This is a genomic window from Pseudomonas sp. CYM-20-01, from assembly GCF_023169845.1.
Lineage (GTDB): Bacteria > Pseudomonadota > Gammaproteobacteria > Pseudomonadales > Pseudomonadaceae > Aquipseudomonas > Aquipseudomonas azotoformans.
Map to the genome: position 1 here is coordinate 3,411,610 of NZ_AP025169.1, position 23,593 is coordinate 3,435,202.

The following is a 23,593-nucleotide window of genomic DNA, read 5'->3' on the forward strand; positions in this document are numbered from 1 at the left end:
CTCACACCTCGTCTTCGCGCTGCAGCTCGAAAAGCAACAGCGAACGGCCGGTCACGGCGTACTCGTGATCGAACTCAAAGCGTTCCTGGCCGCGTACGGCGGGCTCGTTGGTGTCGAGCATGCAGGTCCAGAACTCACCTTCGGGCACCGGCGGCAAGCGGAAGTTGACCATGTCGTGATGGGCGTTGACCACCAGCAGCAAGGTAGCGTCGGCGCCGGGACGGCGAATCCCGGTTTCCTGGGCGCGGCCATCCATCAACATGCCCAGGCAGCGACCGTGGCTGTCCTGCCACTGTTCGGTGGTCATCTCGTTGCCATCCGGCGCGAGCCAGGTGACATCCTTCACGCCGATGTCTTCGTTGTAGTCGCCCACCAGGAAGCGTCCACGACGCAGGATCGGGTAGGCCAGGCGCAGCTTGATCAAACGCTTCACAAATTTGAGCAGGGCCTTGCCGTCTTCGTCCAGGTCCCAGTTGATCCAGCCGATCTCACTGTCCTGGCAGTAGGCGTTGTTGTTGCCGTGCTGGGTGCGCGCAAATTCATCGCCGGCCACCAGCATCGGTGTGCCTTGGGACAGGAGCAATGTGGCGAAGAAGTTGCGCATCTGACGCAGGCGCAGGGCGTTGATTTGCGGGTCGTCGGTCGGGCCTTCGACACCGTGGTTCCAGGACAGGTTGTTGTTGCTGCCGTCCTGATTGTTTTCGTCGTTGGCTTCGTTGTGCTTGTCGTTGTACGACACTAGGTCATGCAGCGTGAAACCATCATGCGCGGTGATGAAGTTCACCGAGCTGTAGGGACGGCGCCCACGATGGTTGAACATCTCGCCGGAGGCGGTCATGCGTGCCGCGAAGTCGGCCAATTGGCCGTCATCGCCTTTCCAGAAGGCACGCACGGTGTCGCGGAAGCGGTCATTCCATTCCACCCAGCCCGGCGGGAAGTTGCCCACCTGATAGCCGCCGGGGCCGCAGTCCCAGGGTTCGGCGATCATTTTCAACTGGCGCAGCACCGGGTCCTGGCGACAGGCGACGAGGAAGCTGTGGCGTTCGTCGAAACCATCGCGGTAGCGGCCAAGAATCGTCGCCAGGTCGAAGCGGAAGCCGTCGACGTGCATCTCTGTCGCCCAGTAACGCAGCGAGTCAGTGACCATCTGCAGCACGCAGGGGTGGCTCAGGTCCAGGGTGTTACCGGTGCCGGAGTCGTTGATGTAGAAACGCTTGTCGTCCGGCATCAGGCGGTAGTACGAGGCGTTGTCGATGCCGCGCATGGACAGGGTCGGGCCGCGCTCGTTGCCTTCGGCGGTGTGGTTGTAGACCACGTCGAGGATCACTTCGAGCTTCTGCTCATGCAGGTGCGCGACCATCTCCTTGAACTCGGCGATCTTGCCGCTGGCCAGGTAGCGTGGGTCGGGGGCAAAAAACGCGATGCTGTTGTAGCCCCAATAGTTGGTCATGCCTTTTTGCAGCAGGTGCTGGTCATTGACGAACGCATGCACCGGCAGCAGCTCCACCGACGACACGCCCAACTGACGAATGTGTTTGAGCACGTCGTCTTCCATCAGCCCGGCGCAGGTGCCGCGCACAGCTTCACCCACGGACGGGTGGCGCATGCTGATGCCGCGCAGGTGGGTTTCGTAGATGATCGTACGGTCCCACGGCACGCGTACCGGTTGGTCGTTGCCCCAGGTGTGCGCCGGGTCGATCACCTTGCACTTGGGCACGAAGGGCGCACTGTCGCGTTCGTCGAAGCTGAGGTCGTCGTCCGGGTGGCCGATGGTGTAGCCGAACAGCGCCTCCGACCATTTGAGTTCGCCCACCAGTTGCTTGGCGTAGGGGTCGATCAGCAATTTGTTGTGGTTGAAGCGGTGGCCGTTGGCCGGGTCGTACGCACCGTACACGCGGTAGCCGTAGATCAGCCCGGGATGGGCATCGGGCAGGTAGCCGTGGAAGGTCTCGTCGGTGTATTCGGGGAGTTCGATACGTTCCAGCTCGACCTCGCCGGTATCGTCGAACAGGCACAGCTCGACCTTGGTCGCGTTGGCCGAAAACAGGGCGAAGTTGACGCCCAGGCCATCCCAGGTGGCGCCGAGCGGGAAGGGCAAACCTTCACGGATTCGCGACGGTTCGTTGCCCGGCGTCGATGGGGTTTTATCGGGTTTGCTCATTGAGTTGCTCCTGCAAGGGTCTTTCTTCAGGCCGAACGCGGCCGTGCCGACGAAATTTCAGCTGAGAGTCTGGTAGGTGGAATCACCTCTTGCCGACAGCGCCGACAAGAGGTGGGGGATTAAGGCTTGGGTTTCTTCGCGGCGGGTGGTTTTTTAGCGGCCGGTGGCGCCGGCTTGCTCGCGGCCGGCTTGGCTTTGACCGGTGGCTTGGGCTTGGCGGGGGCCTTGGGTTTGCTCGGCGTCAGCGCTTCGGCTTCGGCCAGTTTGCGCGCCATCTCCCAGTGCCGCGCGTCTTGCCCATGGGGCTTGCCTTCGGACTCCCAGATCTGGTGCGCCAACTCTTTTATGCGTTTTTCGTCAGTACTCATCGCAATGCTCCTCACAGAGAATTTTCAGCTTTCTTGATCATCAGGATTGATAAAGACATTGACCGGGAAATCCCCCAGGGCAGTGCTGATCAACAGCTCCTTGTCTGGTGTGACTGCGCCTGTATGAAAAAGTCCCTTCCAGTTTTTGGTTGACGCGGCGAACGGTAATTTCACCCGTGTATCGCCCCAAACCTGCGCATTGATCATTGGATGCACACCGTTTTCAAGCAGGTGCTGCGGCCACCTCGGCACCATCACCAACAGGTGTTTGCCCTGGTATTCACGCGCGAACGCGACCACCCGTTCGGCGTGTTTGCCGTGCACTTGCAGCGGTGTGTAGGTGCCGTTGCGGAACAGCTCGGGACAGGCCTTGCGCAAGCCCAGCACCTGGGCAATCAACGCCTGTTTGATACGCCCGTCGCGCCAGTTGAACAACAGTTCGCCGATGTCCGGTGGGGTATCCAGTGCCTGTTGCCGGGCGTTGAAATCCACTGGACGGCGGTTGTCCGGGTCGACCAGGCTGAAGTCCCAGAACTCATCGCCCTGGTACAGGTCCGGTACACCCGGCACCGTCATGCGAAGCAAGGATTGCGCCAGGCCATTGAGCGCACCGGCCGGCGCGATGGCCTGGGCAGCGGCGCCGATGGCAGTGCGTAACGTGTGGCCTTCATCGCTGAGCAGCAGCCGCGACAGGAAGGCTTCGACGCCTTGCTCATAGGCCTCGTTGGGCGCGCTCCAGCTGCTTTGCAATTTGGCTTCGCGCAGGGCTTTTTGTTGCCATTGCCACAGGCGCTGCCGGTAGCCCTCGAAGTCGTCGGTCTGGTCCAGGGGCCAACTGCCCAGCAGCACCTGATAGAGGATCAACTCGTCGCCCGCCGATGGCGTGTTTGCCTCCGCCTTCAGCGGTGCGGCGAGGGCGCGCCACTGCTCGACCTGCTCGACGTACCAGGGCGCACATTCACTCAATACCGCCAGGCGCGCGCGGGTATCTTCGCCGCGCTTGTGGTCATGGGTAGCGGTGGCCAGCAGGTTGTCGGGAAAGCTCTGCAGGCGTTGCTGGTTGACCCCATGAAAGTCGGCCAAGGGTGCGCTGAACTGCTCGGTGCTGAAGCCCACGTCGTTGCGCGACAGCAATACCGCCGAGCGATAGAACGCGGTGTCTTCCACGGCCTTGGCCGCGGCGGGCGAAGTGAGTTGCTGGAAGCGCACGCAGGCGTGCTTGAGGATCTTGCGTTCACGGCCCACCGGGCGATTGCGCCACGGCTGGCCACCCAGCCAGTTGGCCAGGTGGTCGAGCACCGGCCAGTCGCCTTCGCCCAGGGTCGTGCGGGCGCCGTCCATGGCCTGCTGGAACAGCCTGTCGTCGGCGGCACTGCGGCCACGGGCGCTGATATAGGTGCGGTACACCGGGAAATGCACAATCAGTTCCTGCAAGGCCCGGCGGATGGCGCCGAGGGTCAGGTCGCGGGTCATCACATCGTCGCGGGCCACTTGCAGCAAGGCCTGGGCCACGCTTTCGAAGTCGCCGCCGAGGGAGCCGTTGAGGATCTGCTGACGGGCCAATTGCGCTTCTTCGATAAACGCCGCAGGCCGTTCGCTGTGACGGGTCCACAACGCAGCCAGTGGCGCAAAGCCGTCCGGGTGATGTTGCAGCAGTGACAACTGGTTCATGAACTCGTAGCCGGTGGTGCCGTCCACCTGCCAGTCGTCGCGCAGGGTTTCGCCTTCGCCGAGGATCTTCTCGACGAAGATCGGCAAGTGCCGCTCAGGCGACAGCGAGTCCACGCGGCGCCGCAGTTTGCGGCAATAACCGCGTGGGTCGGCCAGGCCGTCGATATGGTCGATGCGCAAGCCATCCACCAAGCCTTCGCCGATCAGTTCGAAGATCTTGCCGTGGGTGGCTTCGAAAACAGCGCTGCGCTCGACGCGCAGGCCGCCGAGTTCATTCACATCGAAGAAGCGCCGCCAGTTGATATCGTCCGCCGCCGTGCGCCAACTGGCCAGGCGGTAGGCCTGTTGTTCGAGCAATTGATGCAGGCGTTTGAAGCCATCGGGCTGACGCCCGTCGAAGGCCGTCAAACGTTGTTCGATTGCCGGGAGCACCTCGGTGGCGCGCTCGGCCAGCGCTTGCTTGAGCCACGCGGCCTCGTGGTAGGCGTCGTCCTGGTAGGCGAGGGCGCTGAAGCGCTCGGCCAGGGGCTTGAGCGATTCATCGGTGCCCAGGATCGCGGCGTAATCCTTGGGGCAGATGGGGAAGCGGTGTTCGTAATGCTCCACGTAGAACGCGCCGTGGTCGGCATCGAAGTGCAGGGTCAGGGTGCCGGTCTGCAGGGCTTCGCCGTAGTCACTGCCGAGGAACGGCATCAGCAATTGGCCTTTGAGCAAGGGGTCCGGCGAGTGCCACTGAATGTCGAAGAATTCGCTGTAGGGGCTCAGGCGGCCCCACTCCAACAGGTCCAGCCACCAGGGGTTATCGGCACCGCCGACGGCCATGTGGTTGGAGACAATATCGAGGATCAGCCCCATGTCGTGTTCACGCAACGCAGCGACCAGGCGACGCAGCGCCGGCTCGCCACCGAGTTCCGGGTTGACCGTGGTGGGGTCGACCACATCATAGCCGTGCATGGAACCGGCGCGGGCGCTGAGCAGCGGCGAGGCATACAGGTGGCTGATGCCCAGTCGGGCGAAATACGGCACCAGCGGCACCGCGTCATTGAGGGTAAAACCTTTATGGAATTGCAGGCGCTGGGTGGCGCGCAGGGGCAGGGCTTTCATCGGTCACGCTCATAGGCTTGGTTGCGCGCGACGGCCAACAGTTCGAGGCGGCGGGCGGCGCCGGCATTGTCGAGCAGGCTAGACGCCTCACCCGGCAGGCGACGGCGCCAGTTGGGGTGGGTGTCGGTGGTGCCGGGCAGGTTGGCTTGTTCCTCCACGCCGAGGGCGTCCTCCAGCGGCAGCAGCACCAGCGGTGCGCGGGTGTGGCCGAGGTAGCGCACGCTGGCGTCGATCATGTGGTCGGTTTCATTGCGGATCTCTTCGACAAAGTTCTGCGGGTCCTGGCTCAAGGCCTGGCGCAGTGCCTGGCGTTCGCGCAGGCGGTGTTCACTCCATTGCTCCACGGTCGGCGCATCGATCAGGCCGAGTTGGATGTTCCACTCGATATCGCGGCTGTGCCACCAACCGTTGAGGGTCGGCAAGTCGTGGGTGCTGGTGGTGGCCAGGGCGTTGTCCGGCCAGTCGAGGATCGGCTTGAACTGACCTTCGTGGTTCTGCTCGAACAGCAACACGCGCATGCCCAGGATCGAGCGGGCGATGAGTTTTTCGCGCAGGCCGTCCGGCACGGTGCCCAGGTCTTCACCGAGCACGATGGCCTGGTGACGGTGGGATTCCAGGGCCAACAGGCGCAGCAGGTCGTCCACCGGGTAATACAGGTAGGCGCCGTCACGCGGCGAGGCGTCCATGGGGATCACCCACAGGCGTTGCAGGCCCATCACATGGTCGATGCGCAAGCCGCCGGCATGGGCGAAGTTGGCGCGCAGCATTTCGATGAAGGCGCGAAAACCGTGGCGCTTGAGGCCTTCGGGGGAGAACGCGGAAATGCCCCAGCCCTGGCCGGCGCGGTTGAGGATGTCGGGAGGCGCGCCCACGGTCAGGTCGGCGAGCAATTCATCCTGGCGGCTCCAGGCCTGGCTGCCGCCGCCGTCCGCACCCACCGCCAGGTCGGCGATCAGGCCGACGCCCATGCCGCTGCCGCGTGCGGCTTGTTGCGCGCGCTCCAGGCAACGGGCGATCAGCCATTGGCAAAAGGCGAAGTAGCCGATTTCGTCACGGTGGTCTTCGGCGAACCGCGCCAATGCCGGGCTCTGTGGGGTGCGCCAGTCTTCTGGCCAGTGGCGCCAGTCGAGGTCTTCACCGGCAGCGGCGCGGGTCGCTTGCACGGCTTCGAAACGGCAGTGGTTTTCCAGGGCCTCACCGCCGGCCTGGCGGAAACTCTGGAAGTCGGCGTGTTGCGGGTGGTGGCCGTGGCGGAAGTCTTCGTACAGCGCACGCAGCAGGCGCTGTTTGGCCTTGGCGGCAGTGGGCCAGTCGATCAGGCTGTGTTGCTCCAGGTCGTGCAGTTCATCCGCTAGGCCGCAGGCCTCGATGGCGTTGCGCACTTCGCGCTCACCGAGGATGCAACCCGGCGACGCGTAGAGGCTGTTGAGGAACAAGCGGCTGGAGGGCGAGTACGGGCTGTAGCGCGCGGTGTCGGCGCTGAACATCGCATGCATCGGGCTGATCGCCAGGGCGTCGGCGCCGCGCTCGGCCGCCGAGCGGGCCAGGTGCTCCAGGGCCAGGGTGTCGCCGAAGCCGCCATCGCCCAGGCGGCGCAAGCTGTACAGTTGCGCGCTGAGGCCCCAGGCGCGGGCAGGGCGGTTGTCGACCGCTGCGGCCACGCTGTAGCAGTGGGTGGGGGCGACGGCCAGGGTGAAGGTCTGGTCGGCAATGTGCACCTGGTGGTAGCCGAGGGCGATGACGCCGGGCATGACCGCGTCGCCATCCAGGCGCAGCTCCAGGGTTTCGCCGTCTTCAAGGCTGACCCGGCACAATGTGTCCGGTTCGAAGTAGCGCGCCAGGTCGAGGCCTGCGCCGCTGTCGATGGTCAGCAGGGGCGGCAGGTGTTTGTCTTGTTGCACCTGTTCCAGTTCCAGCAGGCTAGCGTTGACTTCGGCATCGGTGTCGGCGGGGTGGCCCAGGCCTTTGAGGACGGCGCGCAGGGCGTCGGGTTTCACTCGTTGCGGGCGGCCGTTTGCGTCGATCCAATCGACGGCCAGGCCCGCTCGGCTGGCGAGGATTTCCAGGTTCGCTTCGCTCAAGGGTGCTCTCCAACAGGGGATAGGGTGACGCGTGCGCTGTACGGCGGCAGGTGTGCGCCGGTACTGGCAGGCGTTTCAAACAGGACAGGCGCCGTCGCCGGCTGATCCAGCGGCGTGGCACTCAGGTTGAGGTCAATCTGCAACAGGCTGCCATCGCCCAGGCGCCAACGGGCGCTCACGGCGCCTTCGGCCAATACCTCGGCACCCAGGGCCATGCTGCCGGGTAGATGCGGCACGATATGACGGTGACGCAGGCTGAGTAACTGGCGATAGAGCTGGGTGTGTTCGTTGTCGTCAAAGTTCGGCGTGGTCTGCAAAAAGGTCGGCAGGGCATTCGGGTCGGGGATGCGCTCGCGTCGTTCCGGGTCCTGGAACGCGGCGAAATCCTTGAACTCATTGCGACGGCCTTCGCGCACCGCTTCTGCCAGTTCACCATGGTGATCGGTGAAAAACAGGAATGGCTCGCTGGCATTCGACTCATCGCCCATGAACATCAGCGGGATCATCGGAGAGAGCAACAGCAGTGCGGTCGCCGCCCTCAGTGCCTGTGGCGAGCACAGTTGATGCAGGCGCTCGCCCAGGGCGCGGTTGCCGATCTGATCATGGTTCTGCAGGAACGCCACAAACGCGCTCGGCGGCAGATGCCCACTGGGTTCGCCACGCTCATGCCCGTGCCGGGTGGTGTGCCCCTGATAAATAAAACCTTCGCCCAGGCAGCGCGCCAGTTTGGCCGTGGGCTCCTTGGCGAAGTCGCTGTAATAGGCGTCGGTTTCGCCGGTCAGCAGCACATGCAGGACGTTATGGAAGTCATCGTTCCATTGCGCGTCGAAATCCTGTTGCAGGAGGCTGGCCTGGTTGAGTTCGTTTTCCAGCATCAGCCAGACGTGCCGGCCGGTATCCACCTGCTCGCGCACGCGGTGTGCCAGTTCCTTGAGAAAGTCCGGGTTGTCGATGGCGTGGACGGCGTCCAGGCGCAGGCCGTCGAAGCGGTATTCGAGCAACCACATCAAGGCGTTATCCAGGAAAAAGTCGCGCACCTCGCGCCGATTGAAATCGATGCCGGCGCCCCAGGGCGTGTGCACGTCCTCCTGGAAGAAACCCTTGGCGTACTGGCCCAGGTAGTTGCCGTCCGGGCCGAAGTGGTTGTAGACCACGTCGAGGATCACCGCCAGGCCGTGCTCATGGGCGCTGTCGATCAGGTGCTTGAGCTGTTCGGGCGTGCCGTAGGAAGCTTGGGGCGCGTAGGGCAGGACCCCGTCATAGCCCCAGTTGCGATCACCGGGGAATTGCGCCAGCGGCATCAATTCAATTGCGGTAACGCCCAGCTCGGCCAGGCGTGGCAAGTGCTTTTCGATGGCGGCATAACCGCCCATGGCGCCGACATGCAGTTCATAGATGACCGCCTCGTGCCAGGGGCGGCCTTGCCAGGTGCTGTGGCGCCAGTGATAAGCGAGGGAGTCGACCACCACGCTCCAGCCGTGCACATCGGCGGCCTGGGCGCGGGACGCGGGGTCGGGTACATCCATTTCCCCATCGATATTGAAGCGGTAGCGCGTGCCCGCCGGGCACGCTATTTCGGTTTCAAACCAGCCATCTGCCTGGGGCAGCATGGCAATGGACTTGCCGTGTTCCAATTCAACGCTGACATAAAACGCGTCTGGCGCCCACAAGGCGAAACGCGTGTGTTGCGCGTCCAGCATGATTGCGCCGTGGGGCCAGGTTTCCAGAGTCCGTAACGGCATCTATAGAGACCTCCCGTTGATTATTTAGCGGATTTCCCCAGTGCTTTAGCCACCAGCTGCTCGTACAGTTCGGCGTAGGGTTCCACCGCCTGGCTCCAGTTGAACGGTTGGGTCATCGCCCGGCTGCGCATGGCATTGAGCAGGCCAGGGAAGGCAAACACCTTGAACGCGCGGCTCAAGGCTTCTTTGTAACTGTCGACCGTGGATTCATTGAACAGAAAGCCGGTCACGCCGTTTTCGATGGTGTCGGCCAGGCCGCCGGTGTTGCGGGCGACGGGCAGCGAGCCGAAGCGCTGGGCGTACATCTGGCTCAGGCCGCAGGGCTCGTAGCGCGACGGCATCAGCAGGAAATCGCTGCCGGCGAACATGCGGCGCGCATCGGTCTCGTTGAAGCCGATGCGCACACCGATCTGGCCGGGAAAGCGCAGGGCCAGTTCACGCATGGCATTTTCTTCTTCCGGCTCGCCACGACCGATAATCGCGATCTGCCCACCTTGCTCGACGATAAAACTGGCCACCGCTTCGGTGAGGTCCAGGCCTTTCTGGAACACCAGGCGCGAGACCACGGCGAACAGCGGGCCGGTCGAGTCATGCAGGCCGAACAGGTTACGCACCTGGGCGGCGTTGACCGCCTTGCCGTCCCAGTCGCCAATGTTGAAGTTGTGCGTCAGGTGCGGGTCGGTGGAGGTTTCCCAACTGTCTTCGATGCCGTTGGGAATACCGCTGAGCAACCCTTGCTGGGTCTTGCTGGCCAGGAAGCCATCGAGGCCGCAGCCGAACTCGGGTGTGGTGATTTCCCGGGCGTAGGTGGCGCTCACTGTGGTGATGTGGCTGGAATACGCCATGCCGGCCTTGAGGAACGACATCTTGCCGTAGAACTCCATGCCTTCCTGTTGCAGGGCGTGGGGTGGAATGCCCAGCTCTGGCGTCGACGCCAGGCTGATCACGCCTTGATAGGCCAGGTTATGAATGGTGAACAGGGTTGGCGTGCGTGACCCACGCCAGTGCATGTACGCCGGGGCCAGGCCGGCAGGCCAGTCGTGGGCGTGCACCAGGTCCGGGCACCAGTGGATCTGCGCCAGGTTGGCGGCCATGTCGGCGGCGGCCAGGCCCAGGCGGGCGAAGCGAATATGGTTGTCCGGCCAGTCGCGGCCGTTGTTGGCGCCGTACGGCGTGCCTTCGCGCTCGTAGAGCTCGGGGCAGATCAGTACATAGATGACCAGGCCATCCTTGAGGTCCATGCGCCCGATCTTGCACGGCGGCAGCGCGGCGTGGCCACCCAGCTCACCGATGATATGGATCGGGTTGTCGCTTTCCATCACCTGCGGATAACCGGGGATCAGCACCCGCACATCGTGCAGGTGGGCCATGGCGCGGGGCAGGGCGGCGGAGACGTCGCCCAGGCCGCCGGTCTTCACCAGGTCGGCGAACTCGGAGGTCACAAACAGGACTTTCTTGCGGTTGGGGTTGTAGGTGGGAACCGGCCGCACCGTGGTGAGGTCAGCCAACGCGGTTGCCCCGCCAACGGTCTGACTAACACGCTCTCCCTGAATACTTGCTGCGGCACTGATCATAGTTCTCTCCACGTGTTGGTCGGCTAATGGCCGGCTGCCATTAACTCCGTCGACCGCATCCTGCGGCCACGCGCACAAGCGCTGTACAGATCTGGCAAGGCTTATGCCAGTTGCACGGTTGGCAGATATAGATTGGATGGACGGGCATCGGGCTGGAACCGTGTGTGCTCGTCGTACCTTAAAACTTGACCAATGGCCGAGTTGAAAAGTTTAGATTTTCTGCGGGGTTTTTGTTTTGGAACGGACCCATCGGTCATGAGTCTAGGACAGATCCCAGAGCCTGTAGGGTTTCTAGGAAGATTTTGTAGGACAAAAAAATTGTAACCATATGCTCTTGCAGAAACCGCCGGTTCCTGTGGTGAGCAGGCTTGCCCTGCGCTGGAGTGCGAAGCGCTCCCAACCGGGACTTTCGAAGATTGAACCGATATTCAGGGCCGCTGCGCGCCCCAGCGCAGGGCAAGCCTGCTCACTACAAGGTCGGGTGGGCGCCGCGCTTGTGCGGAGCGCCCTGGGATGGTGCATCAGCCCAGCACGCGAATGGGCGCTCCTTTGGCCCAGGCTTGAATGTCTTCGATCATCTGTGAATAGAACTGCCGGTAATTCTGCTCGCTCACATAGCCCACGTGCGGGGTGGCCAGCACATTTGGCAACCTGCGAAACGGGTGATCCGCCGGCAATGGCTCCTCGGCATACACATCCAGCGCCGCCCCGGCCAGGCGGCCGCTTTCCAGGGCCTGCACCAGTGCCTGTTCATCCACAATCGGCCCGCGTGCAGTGTTGACCAGGCGCGCGCCGGGTTTCATCCAGCCCAGCGCCTGGGCATCCACCAGCCCACGGCTGCGGTCGCTGAGTACCAAGTGCACGGTAAGAATGTCCGCCTGTTCAAACAGCGCTTGCTTGCTGACCCACGTCACACCAGCCTCGGCTGCCCGTTCCGGCGTGAGGTTTTCACTCCAGGCAATCACGCGCATGCCGAACACCTGGGCAAACTGCGCGATCTTCTGGCCAATGCTGCCCAGGCCGAGAATCCCCAGGGTCTTGCCGTGCAGGTCGCCGCCGAGGCCCACCTGCCAGTCGCCGGCACGCAACGAGTTGGCTTCGGCCACCAGATTGCGGGTGGAGGCCATGATCAACGCCCAGGTCAGCTCGGGGGCTGCGTGTTTATAGCTGTCGGTGCCGCAGACCTGGATGCCCAGGGTCTTGGCGGCGGGAATGTCGATGGCGGCGTTGCGCATGCCGCCGGTCACCAGCAATTTGAGCTTGGGCAGGCCTTGCAGCAGGGCCTTGTCGAAGCTGGAGCGCTCGCGCATCACGCAAATCACCTCGAACTCCCGCAAACGCTCGATCATCGTGGCGGTATCCGCCGGGTAATCGTGCAGGAAGTGCACCTGGCCCACCGCTTCAAGGACTGACCAATCCACCACGCCCCTGGCCACGTCCTGCCAATCATCAATGACTGCAATCTGTACCGACATTCACGAGTGCCTCGAAAAAGTTTGGATTAAAGGGCATTCAGCCCCTGCAACAGCGTTTTGTGGAACTGCTCCGGTTCTTCCATCTGCGGCGCATGCCCCAGGCCCGGGAATTCCACCAGGGTAGCGCGGGGGATCAGCTTGGCCACCTGTTTACCCAGCACGGCATAGTTGCCGAGCTTGGCTTTGACGGCTGGTGGCGCGACGTCCTTGCCGATGGCGGTGTTGTCCGATGTGCCGATCAGCAGCAGCGTCGGCATCTTCAGGTCCTTGAACTCGTAGTACACCGGCTGGGTGAAGATCATGTCGTAAATCAGCGCCGAGTTCCATGCGACCCGCGTATGCCCGGGGCCGTTGCTGAGGCCGGCGTACATGTCCACCCAGCGCTCGTACTCCGGCTTCCAGCGCCCCACGTAGTAGGTATTGAGTTGGTACTTGCGGATGCCCTCGGCGCTGACGTTCAGCTCACGCGCGTACCACTGGTCGACGCTGAGCGACGGCACCCCCAACGCTTTCCAGTCTTCCAGGCCGATCGGATTGACCAGCGCCAACTGTTCGGTTTGCGCGGGGTACATCAGGGCGTAGCGCGTGGCAAGCATGCCGCCGGTGGAATGGCCGATAAGGGTGGCCTTCTGAACACCGAGCTTTTCCAGCAGTTGGTGGGTATTGAGCGCCAGTTGCTGGAAGCTGTACTGGTAATGATCAGGCTTGCTGGAGCTGCAGAAGCCGATCTGGTCCGGTGCGATCACCCGGTAGCCGGCGTCACTCAGGGCCTTGATCGAGCCTTCCCAAGTGGCGCCGCAGAAGTTCTTGCCGTGCATCAGCACCACGCTGCGACCGTTGGGCTTGCCCTTGGCCGGCACGTCCATGTAGCCCATTTGCAGGGATTCGCCTTGGGACTGAAACTCGAAATGCTTGAGCGGATAGGGGTATTCAAAGCCTTGCAGTTCAGGACCGTAGGTGGCGGCAAATACCGGGGCGGCGGTGGCCGTGAGCAGGCCAGCGATGCAAAAAGCGCGGAACAGAGGCATGGGCAGGGCTCCGAGAAAGAGGGTTCGGATGCTGTTGCCCAAGGATTAACTAGCGATTAAGTGGGGATTAACACCCATTGCAAGGTCACGGCGGCCAGCACGCCATAACGCAGGCCTTTGGCCAGGGTCACCAGCAACAGGAATCGCCACAACGGCTCGCGCATCACCCCGGCCACCAACGTCAGCGGGTCGCCAATGATCGGCACCCAACTGAGCAACAGCGTCCAATGCCCCCAGCGCTGGTAATGCTTGCGGGCTTTTTCCAGTTGCTGGTCATTCACCGGAAACCAGCGCCGCCCCTTGAAGTGCTCCACCCAACGCCCCAGCCACCAGTTCACCACCGAGCCCAGCACATTGCCCAGGGTGGCGATACCCAGCAACAGCCACAGGCTGTAATGCCCGCTGAGCAGCAGGCCGACCAGCACGGCTTCCGATTGCAGGGGCAGCAAGGTCGCGGCGCCGAACGCCGCGAAGAATAGCCCGAGGTAACCCGCGATCATTGCGCCGGGTATTCAGCCACCACCACGTCTTTACCCTCACGGGTCAGGCCGATGACCTGATAGGCCTCGCTGCGGCCTTCCACTTCCATGCCCGGCGAGCCCATGGGCATGCCCGGCGCGGCGACGCCCAGCAGGTCGTCGCGTTTGCGCAGGGCCAGCACCTGTTCGGCGGGCACGTGGCCTTCGACGAATTTGCCGTCGATCACGGCGGTGTGGCACGAACCCAGGCGCGGCGCTACGCCCAGGCGTTGCTTGACGGCGCTCATGTCGGCTTCGACATGGTCATTGACCTTGAAGCCGTTGCTTTCCAGGTGACTGATCCATTTTTTACAGCAACCGCAGTTGGCGTCGCGGTGCACGTCGATGGGGATCAGGTCGGCGGCCTGGGCCAGGGTGGCGGTGAACAGGGTGGACAGCAGGGCCAGGCGCAATGGGGTTTTCATAGGATCTCGCGTGCAGGAGGTGACTATTGGGATGGCGGCGATCATGACGACGTCATCGCGGGCAAGCCAGCGCCTGCAGGGCGAGAATGTTTCAAGATTATACGAGCGGTGGGTTTTCCAGCCGGTGCTTGAGCTGGTCCAGGGCAATCGCCGACAGCTCGATCATGCGTTCATGCAGGGTGGCCAGTTGCAGTTCGGTTTCATAGGTCAGCACCCGCTTGAACAGCGTGCCGCCCTGATGGGGCATGAGAAAGTAATGAATCGAACCATCCACGGCCAGGGACGTAAACACGGTCTTGAACTCGCCGGGGCGCCGGGCGATCTGCACGCGGTAGCTCATGGGTACGCGTACCCCCAGCAGGTCGATCATTTCGGTGAAGCGGGCGCCGGCGGGGAGTGAGCCGGTGGTGCCGGTGTCGGCACCGAGGGACGTGGGATGCCATTCGTGCCAGCGATCCGGCTGGGTCACATAGTCATAAACGGCATCGATGGGCGCCTGGATAAAGCGTTCCTGACTGATCCGCTCCAAGCGGACCGACTGCTCGGCTGCGCGCATGGCACACCTCCTGTGCGTCTTCGAACTGTCAGAATAGTCCCACTCCCGCACATTGCACGGGAGTGTTTCAGCCGTTTATCAGCACACCTTGAAACGACTCATCAGGGTAATCACCCGCCCATTCGCCTCGAGCAGGCTCTGGGTATTGTTTTCGGTGGCGTGGCCGCTCTGTACCAGCTCTTCGACCATTTGTCGGATCTGCACCATGCTGCGGTTGATCTCCTCGGTCACCGCGCTTTGCTGCTCGGCGGCCGTGGCGATCTGGGTGCTGAGGTTGTTGATATGGCTGACGGAGCCGGCCATTTCATCCAGCCCGGTGTTCACCCGCGCCGTGGCGTCCGCCGCCGACTGGCAGCTGGCCTGGGTGTTTTCCATGGCCGCCACCGAGGAACTCACGCCTGCCGTCAGGCGCGTGAGCATGTCGTTGATTTGCGAGGTACTGGCCTGGGTGCGTGCCGCGAGCGCACGGACTTCATCGGCCACCACCGCAAACCCACGGCCTTGTTCGCCGGCCCGCGCCGCTTCGATGGCGGCGTTGAGGGCCAGCAGGTTGGTCTGCCCGGCAATTGCGCCGATCACGCCGAGGGTTTCGGTGATGCGCGCGGCGTCCTGGCGCATGTTCTCCACGCTGTGGGTGGCGCTGGAGACTTCACCGATCAACGCGCTGACGCTGTTGGACGCCTCACCGACCACCACGCGGGAACGGTCGGCGTGCTCGTTGGCACGCTGGGTGAATGCGGCGGTTTCGGCGGCGTTTTGCGCCACGGTGTCGGCGGTGGAGCTCATTTCGGTGATGGCGGTCACCGTCTGGTCAGTCTCCGAGGCATGCCGCACCAGGATCTGGTTGGTATGCGCCGAGGTCTGTTGCAACTGCGCCAGGCTCGACGACATGGCGCCGGTGGCCTGGGTCACTTCGCCGATCATGTTTTGCAGGTAGACGATAAAGCGGTTCACCGAATGGCCGATGGCACCCAGTTCGTCTTCGGCACGGATGGTGATGCGTCGCGTGAGGTCGGCGTCGCCGGCGGAAAGCGCGTCGATATTGGCCTTCAGCGTCTTCATGCGCTGCACCAGTTGGCGGATCGCATACGCCGCGAGCAGCACCAGCAGCACCACCATCGGGATCTGCAACAGCGCCAGGGTGCCGAGCACGTCATTGCGCTGGGCGGTGATCAGCGACGTCGGCAGGGCAGTGGCAAGGAACCACGGCGTGCCTTCGATGGGACGCATGTAGAAGGTGCTGGACACGCCCTGGTTGTCGAACTCACTACGTTGCAGCGCCTGGTCGCGGTGGGCCAGGGCTTTGCTGACCTGGGCGGCAAATGCCGAGGTGCCGGTGAGTTCGCTGATGTTTTTCAACACCACCGGGCCACTGATGCGCGAGCTGTTGCTGATGATCTTGCCGTCGCCTTCGACGATCAGCATTTGCCCGCCGATGTCTTTCTCTTTACTGGCGACCAAGTCATTGAAGAAGCCCAGGGTCACGTCGATGGTGGCGACGCCATAAGGCACGCCGTCGCGCTGGATGGCCATGGCGCAGTTGGTACGCGGCTCCTGGCTGGCGTCGTCCTTGTAGGCGGCGGCCCAGGCACATTGACCACGAGGCGAGGCGAGGCCGCCCTTGTACCAGCTCTGGTCGTAATAGTTGGGCGCTGGGTCGCTGTTCCAGAAGGTGTTCACGGCCAGCTTGCCTGACGCATCGCGGTGCCAGAACGTACTGTGCTTGTTGCGCCCCGGAGTGCGCTGGTTGGGCAGCGGCCAGATACCGCCGCCGAAGACTTTCAGCTCGCCATACTGGTCGACCAGGCCCGGCAGGACCTTGTCGATGGCATCGCTGTCGAGCAATGGAATGGTCTGGGTGATGCTGCGTTGCTGGGACTGGACCTTGTTGAGTTCGCCCTGGATCTGCTCGGCGACCTCGGCGATACGGTTGAGCACTACCTGTTCTTCGGTGTGCTGCAGCTTGGGCGCGACCAACTGGCCGATACCCACTACGGTCAACACAAATAACACCAGGACGAACAGCACCAGGAACAGGGTATAGCGGGCTTGGATGGAGCGCAGTGGGGGCATGGGGTCGTCCTTACGAAGCGTTTATTATCGACGCGGCTTTGTTAGAGCTTCGTAGGGCTATCGGCTTGGCAGGGCGGAGCTTTAGGTACTATCGTGCAAGAAAAAACCGCGCCGGTGAGCGGCGCGGTTTCGATTCAGATATCCAGCATGGCCATCACCGCCTCGGGGTAGCGCAAGCCAGCGGGGGCCTCGGCGGGAAAGATCGCCTCCAGGGCCGCCAGTTCGCTCGGGCTGAGGCTGACCGACAGCGCGGCGACATTCTCCTCCAGGTATTTGCGCTGCTTGGTGCCGGGAATCGGAATGATGAAATCACCCTGCGCCAGCACCCAGGCCAAGGCGAGTTGCCCGGCGCTGATGCCTTTGTCGGCGGCCAGCGCCTGCACCTGTTTGACCAGTTCGAGGTTCTTGGCGAAGTTCTCGCCCTGGAAACGTGGGCTGAAGCGGCGGTAGTCATCGGCGCCGAAGTCGTCCGGGCTTTGCAGCGCACCCGTCAGAAAGCCACGGCCCAGCGGGCTATAGGGCACAAAGGCGATGCCCAGGCGCTGGCAGGTGGCGAGGCAGCCGTTGTGTTCCTGGTCGCGGCTCCACAACGAGTATTCGCTTTGCAGGGCGCTGATCGGGTGCACCTTGTGGGCACGTTCCAGGGTGGCGGCGGAGGCTTCGCTCAGGCCCAGGTAACGCACCTTGCCCTGGTGCACCAGCTCGGCCATGGCGCCGACGGTTTCTTCGATGGCGACGTCCGGGTCGATGCGGTGCTGGTAGTACAGGTCGAGGGTCTCCACACCCAGGCGGCGCAGGGTGCCGTCGATGGCGTTGCGGATGTATTCAGGGCGGCCGTTCACGCCACGCAGGGCAGGGTTGGCCGGGTCACGCACGATGCCGAACTTGCTGGCCAGGAACACCAGGTCGCGCTTGCCGACGATGGCCTTGCCGATCAGTGCTTCGTTGGTGTGCGGGCCATAGATATCGGCGGTGTCGAGGAAGTTGATGCCCAGTTCCAGCGCACGGTGCAAGGTGGCGATGGCTTCGCGGGTGTCGCTGCCGGGGGTGTAGAAATCGCTCATGCCCATGCAGCCGAGGCCGATGGCTGAGACGAGTGGGCCGTGGGTACCGAGTTGGCGGGTATGCATGGGTGTTGCTCCTTGGATGGGAAGGCCTGCATTGTCACGCTCGACAAAACCTGGATAAACCGGCTAAAAGCACTAACACTATTCGTAATATCTAAATAATCAGCGCAAGGAACCGCCCCTTGGACCGTTTCAACGCGATGCGCGTGTTCACCCGTATCGTCGAACTGCGTGGCTTTGCCAAGGCCGCCGACAGCCTGCAACTACCCCGCGCCTCGGTGACGGTGTTGATCAAGCAATTGGAGGCACACCTAGGCGTGCAACTGTTGCAGCGCACCACGCGGCAAGTCAGCCCGACGCTGGATGGCGCAGCGTATTACCAGCGCTGTGTGCAATTACTGTCGGACCTTGAGGAAACCGAGGCGGTATTTTCCACGCAACGCCAGAACCCGCGCGGCACCTTGAGTGTTGACATGCCGTCAGGCATCGGGCGCTTGATCGTGATCCCTGCATTGCCGACATTCACGGCCCGCTATCCCCAGATCGAACTGGAGATCAGTCTCAACGACCGCCCGGTGGACTTGATCCGTGAAGGCGTGGATTGCGTGCTGCGCGGTGGTCTGGCCCTGGATGAATCGCTGGTGGCACGGCCTCTGGCGATGATGGATCAACTGACGTTGGCGAGCCCGGTATATCTGGCGCGCCGGGGCGTTCCGGCATCGTTGGAGGACCTGGCCAACCATCAGATGGTCGAGTACGTCTCCAGCGTCACGGGCAAACGCTTTGGCCTGGAGTTTGAAGTCGACGGCCAATTGCGCACGTTCAACCTGTCAAAAGGCTTGGCGGTGAACAGTTCCGACGGCTACTTCGCTGCCTGTGAAGCCGGGTTCGGCTTGATCCAGGCGCCGGCTTACCACGCGACGCGTCAACTGGCAGAAGGTACCCTGGTGCAGGTATTGCCCAGCCTGGCGGTGCCGAAAATGGCCCTGTCGGCGCTGTATCCGCCACACCGCCAACTGTCCCAGCGAGTACGCGTATTTGTAGACTGGCTGATCGAGCTTTGCGCCCGGCCCGGCACTGGTTTGCAGCGCTAGGCCTGGGCCTTGCGATACGCCCCAGGCTGCTGCCCGGTGACCTTGTGAAACGCACGGGTAAACGCCGCCACCGACTGATACCCCACGGCCAGCGACACATCCGCCACGGTCTGGTCCTGCTTGAACAGCTGGCAGGCATGGCGCATGCGCATCATCAGCAGCACCTGGCCCGGCGACTGTCCGCACAGTTCATTGAAGCGCTTGAAAAACGCCGAGCGTGACAGCCCGGTACAGGCGGCCATGCTTTCCAGGGTCCAGGCGTCGGCGGGATGGGCGATCAACTGTTCCAGCAGGTTGGCGAACGCCGGTTGCCGGGCCAGCGCCGCGAGGCCGCCGAGTTCACGGTTGTCCAGCACCTGTTGGCGCAGGACATACAGGAACAGCAGGTGGCACAGCCGTTCAAGCAGGGCCGAAGAGGGCGCCGGCACGCGCTCGCACTCTTGCAGGATCAGTTCGAACAGGTTGCGCGCGGCGGTAAGCGAAGGGTCGCCTGCGCGCAGGATGATCCAGGCGGGCAGGCTGTCGACGATCATCGCCGATAGGCCTGACTGAAAATGGAAGAACCCGCAGACCAGGCCGACGCCGTCGTGGGCGGCGCTGTCCAGGGGCTCCATCGGTACACGGGGGCATTCCTGGGCGCCGGCAGCCGTGGGCTCACCGGACAGGCGATACTCCAAATCCCGCAACAGGAACACCGCGTCGCCGTTATCCAGCCGATGCGGCGTGGCGTCGCCGTCGATATGCAGCCAGCACTGGCCCTGCACAATCAGGTGGAAACTCGCGCTTGCCAGGCCATGGGTACTCGCATGCCAGTCGCCGCAATAGCGGCCCACATGGAACAAGCTGGTGTCGAGTTCGAGGCTGTCTAATAACCAATCGACAAGTGCACTGGACGAATTCATCTAATGGAAAGACTCAAGAGCAAGTAATCGCTACTTTAGACTATTGAGACGATTTTTTATAACCAACAGACTGGATACACGAACCCATCAGGAGACCACTCCATGTCCCGTGTACCCTTGCTCACCCCTGAAACCGCGCCGGAAGCGGCCAAGCCCTTCCTGGAAAACGCGCTGAAAGGCTCGGGTTTCATCCCCAACCTGCTGGCAGTACTGGCCAACGCCCCGGCGGCGCTGGAGACCTACATCACCGTGTCCGGGCTGAACGCCAAGGCCGAACTCAGCCTGGCTGATCGCGAAGTGGTGCAACTGATCGCCGCCACCACCCACGGCTGCGATTTCTGTGTGGCCGGCCATACTGCCGTGGCACGCAACAAGGCCAAATTGCCGGAAGAAGTCATCGACGCCCTGCGCCAACGCGGCGAACTGCCGAATGCCCGCTACGAAACACTGGCTGCGTTTACCCGCGAAGTGATCGCCACCCGTGGCGATGTCAGCGATGCCGGTTTTGACGCGTTCCTCGCCGCCGGTTATACCCAGGGCCAGGCGCTGGAAGTTATTTTGGGCGTGAGCCTGGCAACCCTGTGCAACTTCGCTAACGTGTTTGCGCGCACCCCGTTGAACCCGGAGCTGGCGCAATACCGCTGGGAAAAACCGGCAAGCTGAAGATGGCCCACCTGCTGTGAAAAGGAGAAACATCAATGCTTGACCCAATCTTGAGCCGTTGGCTCGATGTTCAAGCGCAGGCCCTGGACGTGGGCAGTTGCGATCCACAGGAAGTGCTGCCACGGCTGGCAGAGGCCAATGTATTGCGTATCGGCGTACCGGCTCAACTCGGTGGCCTGGGCGGGGATGTGGCGGGTGCAGTGGAGGCCATCGCCAATGTTGCCAGCCATTCCCTGGCGGCGGCGTTTGTGTGCTGGGGCCAGCGTTCGTTTATCGAATATTTGCTGCAAAGCCCGAATGCGCAGCTGCGTGAGCGACTGTTGCCGGACCTGCTCAGCGGCAAGTTGGCGGGGGCCACGGGGCTGTCCAACGCGATGAAGTTTTTGTCCGGTATCGAGGCCTTGCAGATCAGCGCCGAGCCCACCGACAACGGCTGGACCCTCAACGGCCGGCTGCATTGGGTGACCAACCTGCGCAAAAGCGGTTTTGTCGCTGCGGCTGCCATCGAGCAGGTCGGCGGTGGTGCGCCGTTTATCCTGGCGATTCCGGACGCGGTGGCCGGCTTGCAGCGCTCCCGCGACCTGGAACTGCTGGGGTTGCAGTCCAGCAATACCGCGGCCCTGGGGCTGGAAGGCGTGGAGTTGAGTCGCGACTGGTTGCTGCATGAGGATGCGCGCAAGTTTTTGCCGGCAGTGCGCCCGGCGTTCCTGGGGTTGCAGTGCGGCATGTCCATCGGCCTGGCCCGGCGTTCCCTGGCGGAAGTGGCCAACCATTTGGGCGCGACCCGTACAGTGTTGCGCGAAGAACTGGAAACGCTGCGCGTGACGCTGGATCACCTGGTCACCGAGCTGAAGAACGGCCTGTTGGCCGGACGCTTTGCGGCCGAACCGGTGCCGTTGTTCAAGCTGCGCATCGCCCTGGCCGAAACGGCTGCCAGCGCCGTGCAACTGGAGTTGCAGGCCAGCGGCGGCAAGGCCTACCTCACCGCCCACGGCAGTGGCTTTGCGCGGCGCTGGCGTGAGTCCGCGTTTGTGCCCATCGTGACCCCGAGCCTGGTGCAGTTGCGCACCGAGTTGCAGCGCCAGGCCAACCTATGACGAACGCCGTATTGAACGCCCGGGGGATTTGCCTGGGGTATGCCGGCGGGCCGGTGTTGCAGGGCTTTGACCTGCAACTGCAGCCCGGTGAAGTGGTGTCGATCCTTGGCCCCAGCGGGGTGGGCAAGTCCAGCCTGTTGCGGGTGCTCGCCGGTTTGCAGGCGCCGCAGGGCGGCAGTGTGCGGGTGCTCGGAGAACCCGTGGATGGGCCTCATCCGCGCGTGGCGGTGGCCTTCCAGGACCCCAGCCTGTTGCCCTGGCTGAGCCTGGAAAAGAACGTCGCCTTCGGCTTGGACTTCGCTCGTCAACCCCACTTGAGCGTTGAGCAACGCCGCCAGCGTGTCGACCACGCCATCGCCGCCGTCGGCCTGGAGCATGCGCGCCAGCACTTCCCGGCGCAGCTCTCCGGCGGCATGGCCCAGCGTACGGCACTGGCCCGTTGCCTGGCGCGCCAGCCCCAGGTGCTGTTGCTGGACGAGCCCTTCGGCGCCCTCGACGAGGTGACCCGCGCCGACATGCAGCACCTGCTGCTCAAAGTCAACCGCGAGCAAGGCTCGGCGGCCGTGCTGATTACCCATGACATTGACGAGGCGCTGCTGTTGTCGGACCGCATCCTGCTACTGGGCAACCGCCCGGCGCGGACGTTGGGCGAGTGGCTGATCGACCTGCCGCAACCGCGCGAAGAACAGGTGGAAGCCATCGGCGCGCTGCGCATCGATATCCTTAAAACCCTACGGCAGGCGAGCCGCCCCCAACCCAACTCACTTGACCTGCTGGAGCCTGCCCATGTGCCTGGATGACCTGACCCACTCGCGTCGCGACTTTCTCAAACTCTCCGCCGTGCTCAGTGCCGCCGGAGCCTTGCCGCTGCTGAGCAGTCTGCAGGCCCGCGCCGCCAGCGAGCCGGACGCCCCCGTACGCATCGGTTACCTGCCGATCACCGACGCCACGCCGTTGCTGGTGGCGCATAACAATGGCCTGTTCGAAGCCGAAGGCATCAAGGCCGAGCGCCCGGTGCTGCTGCGCAGTTGGGCGCAGGTGATCGAGGCGTTCATCTCGGGCCAGGTCAACGTGATTCACTTGTTGTCACCGATGACCGTATGGGCACGCTATGGCAGCAAGGTGCCGGCCAAAGTGGTGGCGTGGAACCATGTGGGCGGCTCGGGCTTGACCGTGGCGCCGGGCATCACTGACGTGAAGCAACTGGGCGGCAAGTCGGTGGCGATTCCGTTCTGGTATTCGATCCATAACGTGGTGGTGCAGCAGCTGTTCCGTGACAACGGCCTCACGCCGGTGGCGCGGGCGGCGGGCAGTGCGATTGCGGCCAATGAGGTCAACCTGATCGTGTTGCCACCGTCGGACATGCCACCGGCCCTGGCCAGCCAGCGCATCGATGGCTACATCGTCGCCGAGCCGTTCAACGCCCTGGCGGAAAACCTCAAGGTCGGTCGCGTGCAGCGCTTCACCGGCGACGTGTGGCGCAACCATGCGTGCTGCGTGGTGTTCATGCACGAGCACGACCTGACGAATCGCCCGGAGTGGTCGCAGAAGGTGGTGAATGCCATCGTCAAGGCGCAGGTCTGGACCCGCGACAACCGCGAAGAGGCAGTCAAGCTGCTGTCCAAGGACGGTCCGAACCGCTACACCCCACACGCCGAGCCGGTGTTGAGCAAGGTGCTGGCACCGGCCGCCGCCGACCGCGCGGCCTACCTGGCGGACGGCGCGATCCGGCACGCCAATTGGGATGAACACCGTATCGATTTCCAACCCTACCCATTCCCCAGTTACACCGAGGAACTGGTACGTCGCCTGAAGGACACGCTTATCGAGGGCGACAAGAAATTCCTCGCCGACCTGGACCCGGCATTTGTCGCCAAGGACCTGGTGGACGACCGCTTCGTGCGCAACGCCATCGAGTCCGTGGGCGGCATGAAGACCTTTGGTTTGCCTGATGGCTTTGAGCGGCATGAGGAGATTGGCGTTTGAACACGCGT

19 protein-coding genes are annotated in these 23,593 nt (G+C 63.3%); 5 read left to right on the plus strand and 14 right to left on the minus strand.

What is annotated here, in order from left to right; all coding sequences use genetic code 11:
- Nucleotide 1 precedes the first annotated feature (1 nt).
- The 13 genes from glgX to M2497_RS15270 all read right to left on the minus strand — a co-directional run bounded on the left by glgX (nucleotide 2) and on the right by M2497_RS15270 (nucleotide 17,906).
- Nucleotides 2–2,161: a glycogen debranching protein GlgX gene (glgX, locus tag M2497_RS15210; RefSeq protein WP_248481339.1), complete on the minus strand. Its 2,160-nt coding sequence runs from the start codon at nucleotides 2,159–2,161 to the stop codon at nucleotides 2–4.
- 119 nt (nucleotides 2,162–2,280) lie between these two features.
- The gene (locus tag M2497_RS15215; RefSeq protein WP_248481341.1) at nucleotides 2,281–2,529 is read right to left on the minus strand and encodes a DUF2934 domain-containing protein; all 249 of its coding nucleotides are present in this window, start codon (nucleotides 2,527–2,529) and stop codon (nucleotides 2,281–2,283) included.
- 24 nt (nucleotides 2,530–2,553) lie between these two features.
- Nucleotides 2,554–5,304 carry a malto-oligosyltrehalose synthase gene (locus M2497_RS15220; protein WP_248481343.1) on the minus strand — a complete coding sequence of 917 codons (2,751 nt, stop codon included), beginning with the start codon at nucleotides 5,302–5,304 and terminating at the stop codon, nucleotides 2,554–2,556.
- The gene (malQ, locus tag M2497_RS15225; protein WP_248481345.1) at nucleotides 5,301–7,385 is read right to left on the minus strand and encodes a 4-alpha-glucanotransferase; all 2,085 of its coding nucleotides are present in this window, start codon (nucleotides 7,383–7,385) and stop codon (nucleotides 5,301–5,303) included. The genes M2497_RS15220 and malQ overlap by 4 nt, the downstream gene beginning before the upstream one ends.
- A complete protein-coding gene (gene treZ / locus M2497_RS15230) occupies nucleotides 7,382–9,127 on the minus strand; it encodes a malto-oligosyltrehalose trehalohydrolase (RefSeq protein ID WP_248481347.1) in 1,746 nt (581 codons plus the stop codon). Before treZ ends, malQ begins: the two co-directional genes overlap by 4 nt.
- Nucleotides 9,128–9,147: 20 nt before the next feature.
- On the minus strand, nucleotides 9,148–10,701 hold the full coding sequence (glgA, locus tag M2497_RS15235; protein ID WP_248481349.1) for a glycogen synthase GlgA: 1,554 nt from the start codon (nucleotides 10,699–10,701) through the stop codon (nucleotides 9,148–9,150).
- Nucleotides 10,702–11,222: 521 nt separating this feature from the next.
- Nucleotides 11,223–12,176 carry a D-2-hydroxyacid dehydrogenase family protein gene (locus M2497_RS15240; RefSeq protein WP_248481351.1) on the minus strand — a complete coding sequence of 318 codons (954 nt, stop codon included), beginning with the start codon at nucleotides 12,174–12,176 and terminating at the stop codon, nucleotides 11,223–11,225.
- Nucleotides 12,177–12,202: 26 nt separating this feature from the next.
- Nucleotides 12,203–13,204, minus strand: coding sequence for an alpha/beta hydrolase (locus M2497_RS15245; protein ID WP_248481352.1), 1,002 nt, complete (start codon nucleotides 13,202–13,204; stop codon nucleotides 12,203–12,205).
- Between the two features lie 56 nt (nucleotides 13,205–13,260).
- Entirely contained in the window at nucleotides 13,261–13,704 is a 444-nt protein-coding gene (locus M2497_RS15250) for a YqaA family protein (RefSeq protein WP_248481354.1), read from the minus strand.
- Entirely contained in the window at nucleotides 13,701–14,147 is a 447-nt protein-coding gene (locus M2497_RS15255; protein ID WP_058426721.1) for a DUF411 domain-containing protein, read from the minus strand. Before M2497_RS15255 ends, M2497_RS15250 begins: the two co-directional genes overlap by 4 nt.
- A gap of 97 nt (nucleotides 14,148–14,244) precedes the next feature.
- Nucleotides 14,245–14,703 carry an SRPBCC family protein gene (locus tag M2497_RS15260; protein WP_248481356.1) on the minus strand — a complete coding sequence of 153 codons (459 nt, stop codon included), beginning with the start codon at nucleotides 14,701–14,703 and terminating at the stop codon, nucleotides 14,245–14,247.
- 78 nt (nucleotides 14,704–14,781) lie between these two features.
- Nucleotides 14,782–16,776: a methyl-accepting chemotaxis protein gene (locus M2497_RS15265; protein ID WP_248481357.1), complete on the minus strand. Its 1,995-nt coding sequence runs from the start codon at nucleotides 16,774–16,776 to the stop codon at nucleotides 14,782–14,784.
- A 134-nt stretch (nucleotides 16,777–16,910) separates the two neighbouring features.
- Nucleotides 16,911–17,906, minus strand: coding sequence for an aldo/keto reductase (locus tag M2497_RS15270; RefSeq protein ID WP_248481358.1), 996 nt, complete (start codon nucleotides 17,904–17,906; stop codon nucleotides 16,911–16,913).
- Between the two features lie 119 nt (nucleotides 17,907–18,025).
- On the opposite strand from M2497_RS15270, the gene M2497_RS15275 reads away from it, so the two are divergent.
- On the plus strand, nucleotides 18,026–18,937 hold the full coding sequence (locus M2497_RS15275; RefSeq protein ID WP_248481359.1) for a LysR family transcriptional regulator: 912 nt from the start codon (nucleotides 18,026–18,028) through the stop codon (nucleotides 18,935–18,937).
- On the opposite strand, the gene M2497_RS15280 is transcribed toward M2497_RS15275, so the two are convergent.
- Nucleotides 18,934–19,839 (minus strand): AraC family transcriptional regulator, encoded by a 906-nt coding sequence (locus tag M2497_RS15280; RefSeq protein WP_248481360.1) that lies wholly within the window; start codon nucleotides 19,837–19,839, stop codon nucleotides 18,934–18,936. The genes M2497_RS15275 and M2497_RS15280 overlap by 4 nt on opposite strands.
- Nucleotides 19,840–19,941: 102 nt before the next feature.
- Between M2497_RS15280 and M2497_RS15285 the strand changes: the two genes are divergently transcribed.
- The 4 genes from M2497_RS15285 to M2497_RS15300 are packed head-to-tail and all read left to right on the plus strand — an operon-like array spanning nucleotide 19,942 to nucleotide 23,585.
- Nucleotides 19,942–20,502: a carboxymuconolactone decarboxylase family protein gene (locus M2497_RS15285; RefSeq protein WP_248481361.1), complete on the plus strand. Its 561-nt coding sequence runs from the start codon at nucleotides 19,942–19,944 to the stop codon at nucleotides 20,500–20,502.
- A 35-nt stretch (nucleotides 20,503–20,537) separates the two neighbouring features.
- Nucleotides 20,538–21,599 (plus strand): acyl-CoA dehydrogenase family protein, encoded by a 1,062-nt coding sequence (locus M2497_RS15290; protein WP_248481362.1) that lies wholly within the window; start codon nucleotides 20,538–20,540, stop codon nucleotides 21,597–21,599.
- The gene (locus M2497_RS15295; RefSeq protein ID WP_248481363.1) at nucleotides 21,596–22,399 is read left to right on the plus strand and encodes an ABC transporter ATP-binding protein; all 804 of its coding nucleotides are present in this window, start codon (nucleotides 21,596–21,598) and stop codon (nucleotides 22,397–22,399) included. Before M2497_RS15290 ends, M2497_RS15295 begins: the two co-directional genes overlap by 4 nt.
- Nucleotides 22,386–23,585 (plus strand): ABC transporter substrate-binding protein, encoded by a 1,200-nt coding sequence (locus tag M2497_RS15300; RefSeq protein ID WP_248481364.1) that lies wholly within the window; start codon nucleotides 22,386–22,388, stop codon nucleotides 23,583–23,585. Before M2497_RS15295 ends, M2497_RS15300 begins: the two co-directional genes overlap by 14 nt.
- The last annotated feature ends 8 nt before the right edge of the window (nucleotides 23,586–23,593 follow it).

What these genes read in the sequence shown, in the direction of transcription:
- M2497_RS15280 (WP_248481360.1), bottom strand. Translation starts at nt 19,839, where the DNA reads ATGAATTCGTCCAGTGCACTTGTCGATTGGTTATTAGACAGCCTCGAA.
- M2497_RS15285 (WP_248481361.1), top strand. Translation starts at nt 19,942, where the DNA reads ATGTCCCGTGTACCCTTGCTCACCCCTGAAACCGCGCCGGAAGCGGCC.
- treZ (WP_248481347.1), bottom strand. Translation starts at nt 9,127, where the DNA reads ATGCCGTTACGGACTCTGGAAACCTGGCCCCACGGCGCAATCATGCTG.
- M2497_RS15250 (WP_248481354.1), bottom strand. Translation starts at nt 13,704, where the DNA reads ATGATCGCGGGTTACCTCGGGCTATTCTTCGCGGCGTTCGGCGCCGCG.
- glgA (WP_248481349.1), bottom strand. Translation starts at nt 10,701, where the DNA reads ATGATCAGTGCCGCAGCAAGTATTCAGGGAGAGCGTGTTAGTCAGACC.
- M2497_RS15300 (WP_248481364.1), top strand. Translation starts at nt 22,386, where the DNA reads ATGTGCCTGGATGACCTGACCCACTCGCGTCGCGACTTTCTCAAACTC.
- M2497_RS15260 (WP_248481356.1), bottom strand. Translation starts at nt 14,703, where the DNA reads ATGCGCGCAGCCGAGCAGTCGGTCCGCTTGGAGCGGATCAGTCAGGAA.
- M2497_RS15240 (WP_248481351.1), bottom strand. Translation starts at nt 12,176, where the DNA reads ATGTCGGTACAGATTGCAGTCATTGATGATTGGCAGGACGTGGCCAGG.
- M2497_RS15290 (WP_248481362.1), top strand. Translation starts at nt 20,538, where the DNA reads ATGCTTGACCCAATCTTGAGCCGTTGGCTCGATGTTCAAGCGCAGGCC.
- M2497_RS15255 (WP_058426721.1), bottom strand. Translation starts at nt 14,147, where the DNA reads ATGAAAACCCCATTGCGCCTGGCCCTGCTGTCCACCCTGTTCACCGCC.
- M2497_RS15220 (WP_248481343.1), bottom strand. Translation starts at nt 5,304, where the DNA reads ATGAAAGCCCTGCCCCTGCGCGCCACCCAGCGCCTGCAATTCCATAAA.
- M2497_RS15245 (WP_248481352.1), bottom strand. Translation starts at nt 13,204, where the DNA reads ATGCCTCTGTTCCGCGCTTTTTGCATCGCTGGCCTGCTCACGGCCACC.
- M2497_RS15215 (WP_248481341.1), bottom strand. Translation starts at nt 2,529, where the DNA reads ATGAGTACTGACGAAAAACGCATAAAAGAGTTGGCGCACCAGATCTGG.
- glgX (WP_248481339.1), bottom strand. Translation starts at nt 2,161, where the DNA reads ATGAGCAAACCCGATAAAACCCCATCGACGCCGGGCAACGAACCGTCG.
- M2497_RS15265 (WP_248481357.1), bottom strand. Translation starts at nt 16,776, where the DNA reads ATGCCCCCACTGCGCTCCATCCAAGCCCGCTATACCCTGTTCCTGGTG.
- M2497_RS15295 (WP_248481363.1), top strand. Translation starts at nt 21,596, where the DNA reads ATGACGAACGCCGTATTGAACGCCCGGGGGATTTGCCTGGGGTATGCC.
- M2497_RS15270 (WP_248481358.1), bottom strand. Translation starts at nt 17,906, where the DNA reads ATGCATACCCGCCAACTCGGTACCCACGGCCCACTCGTCTCAGCCATC.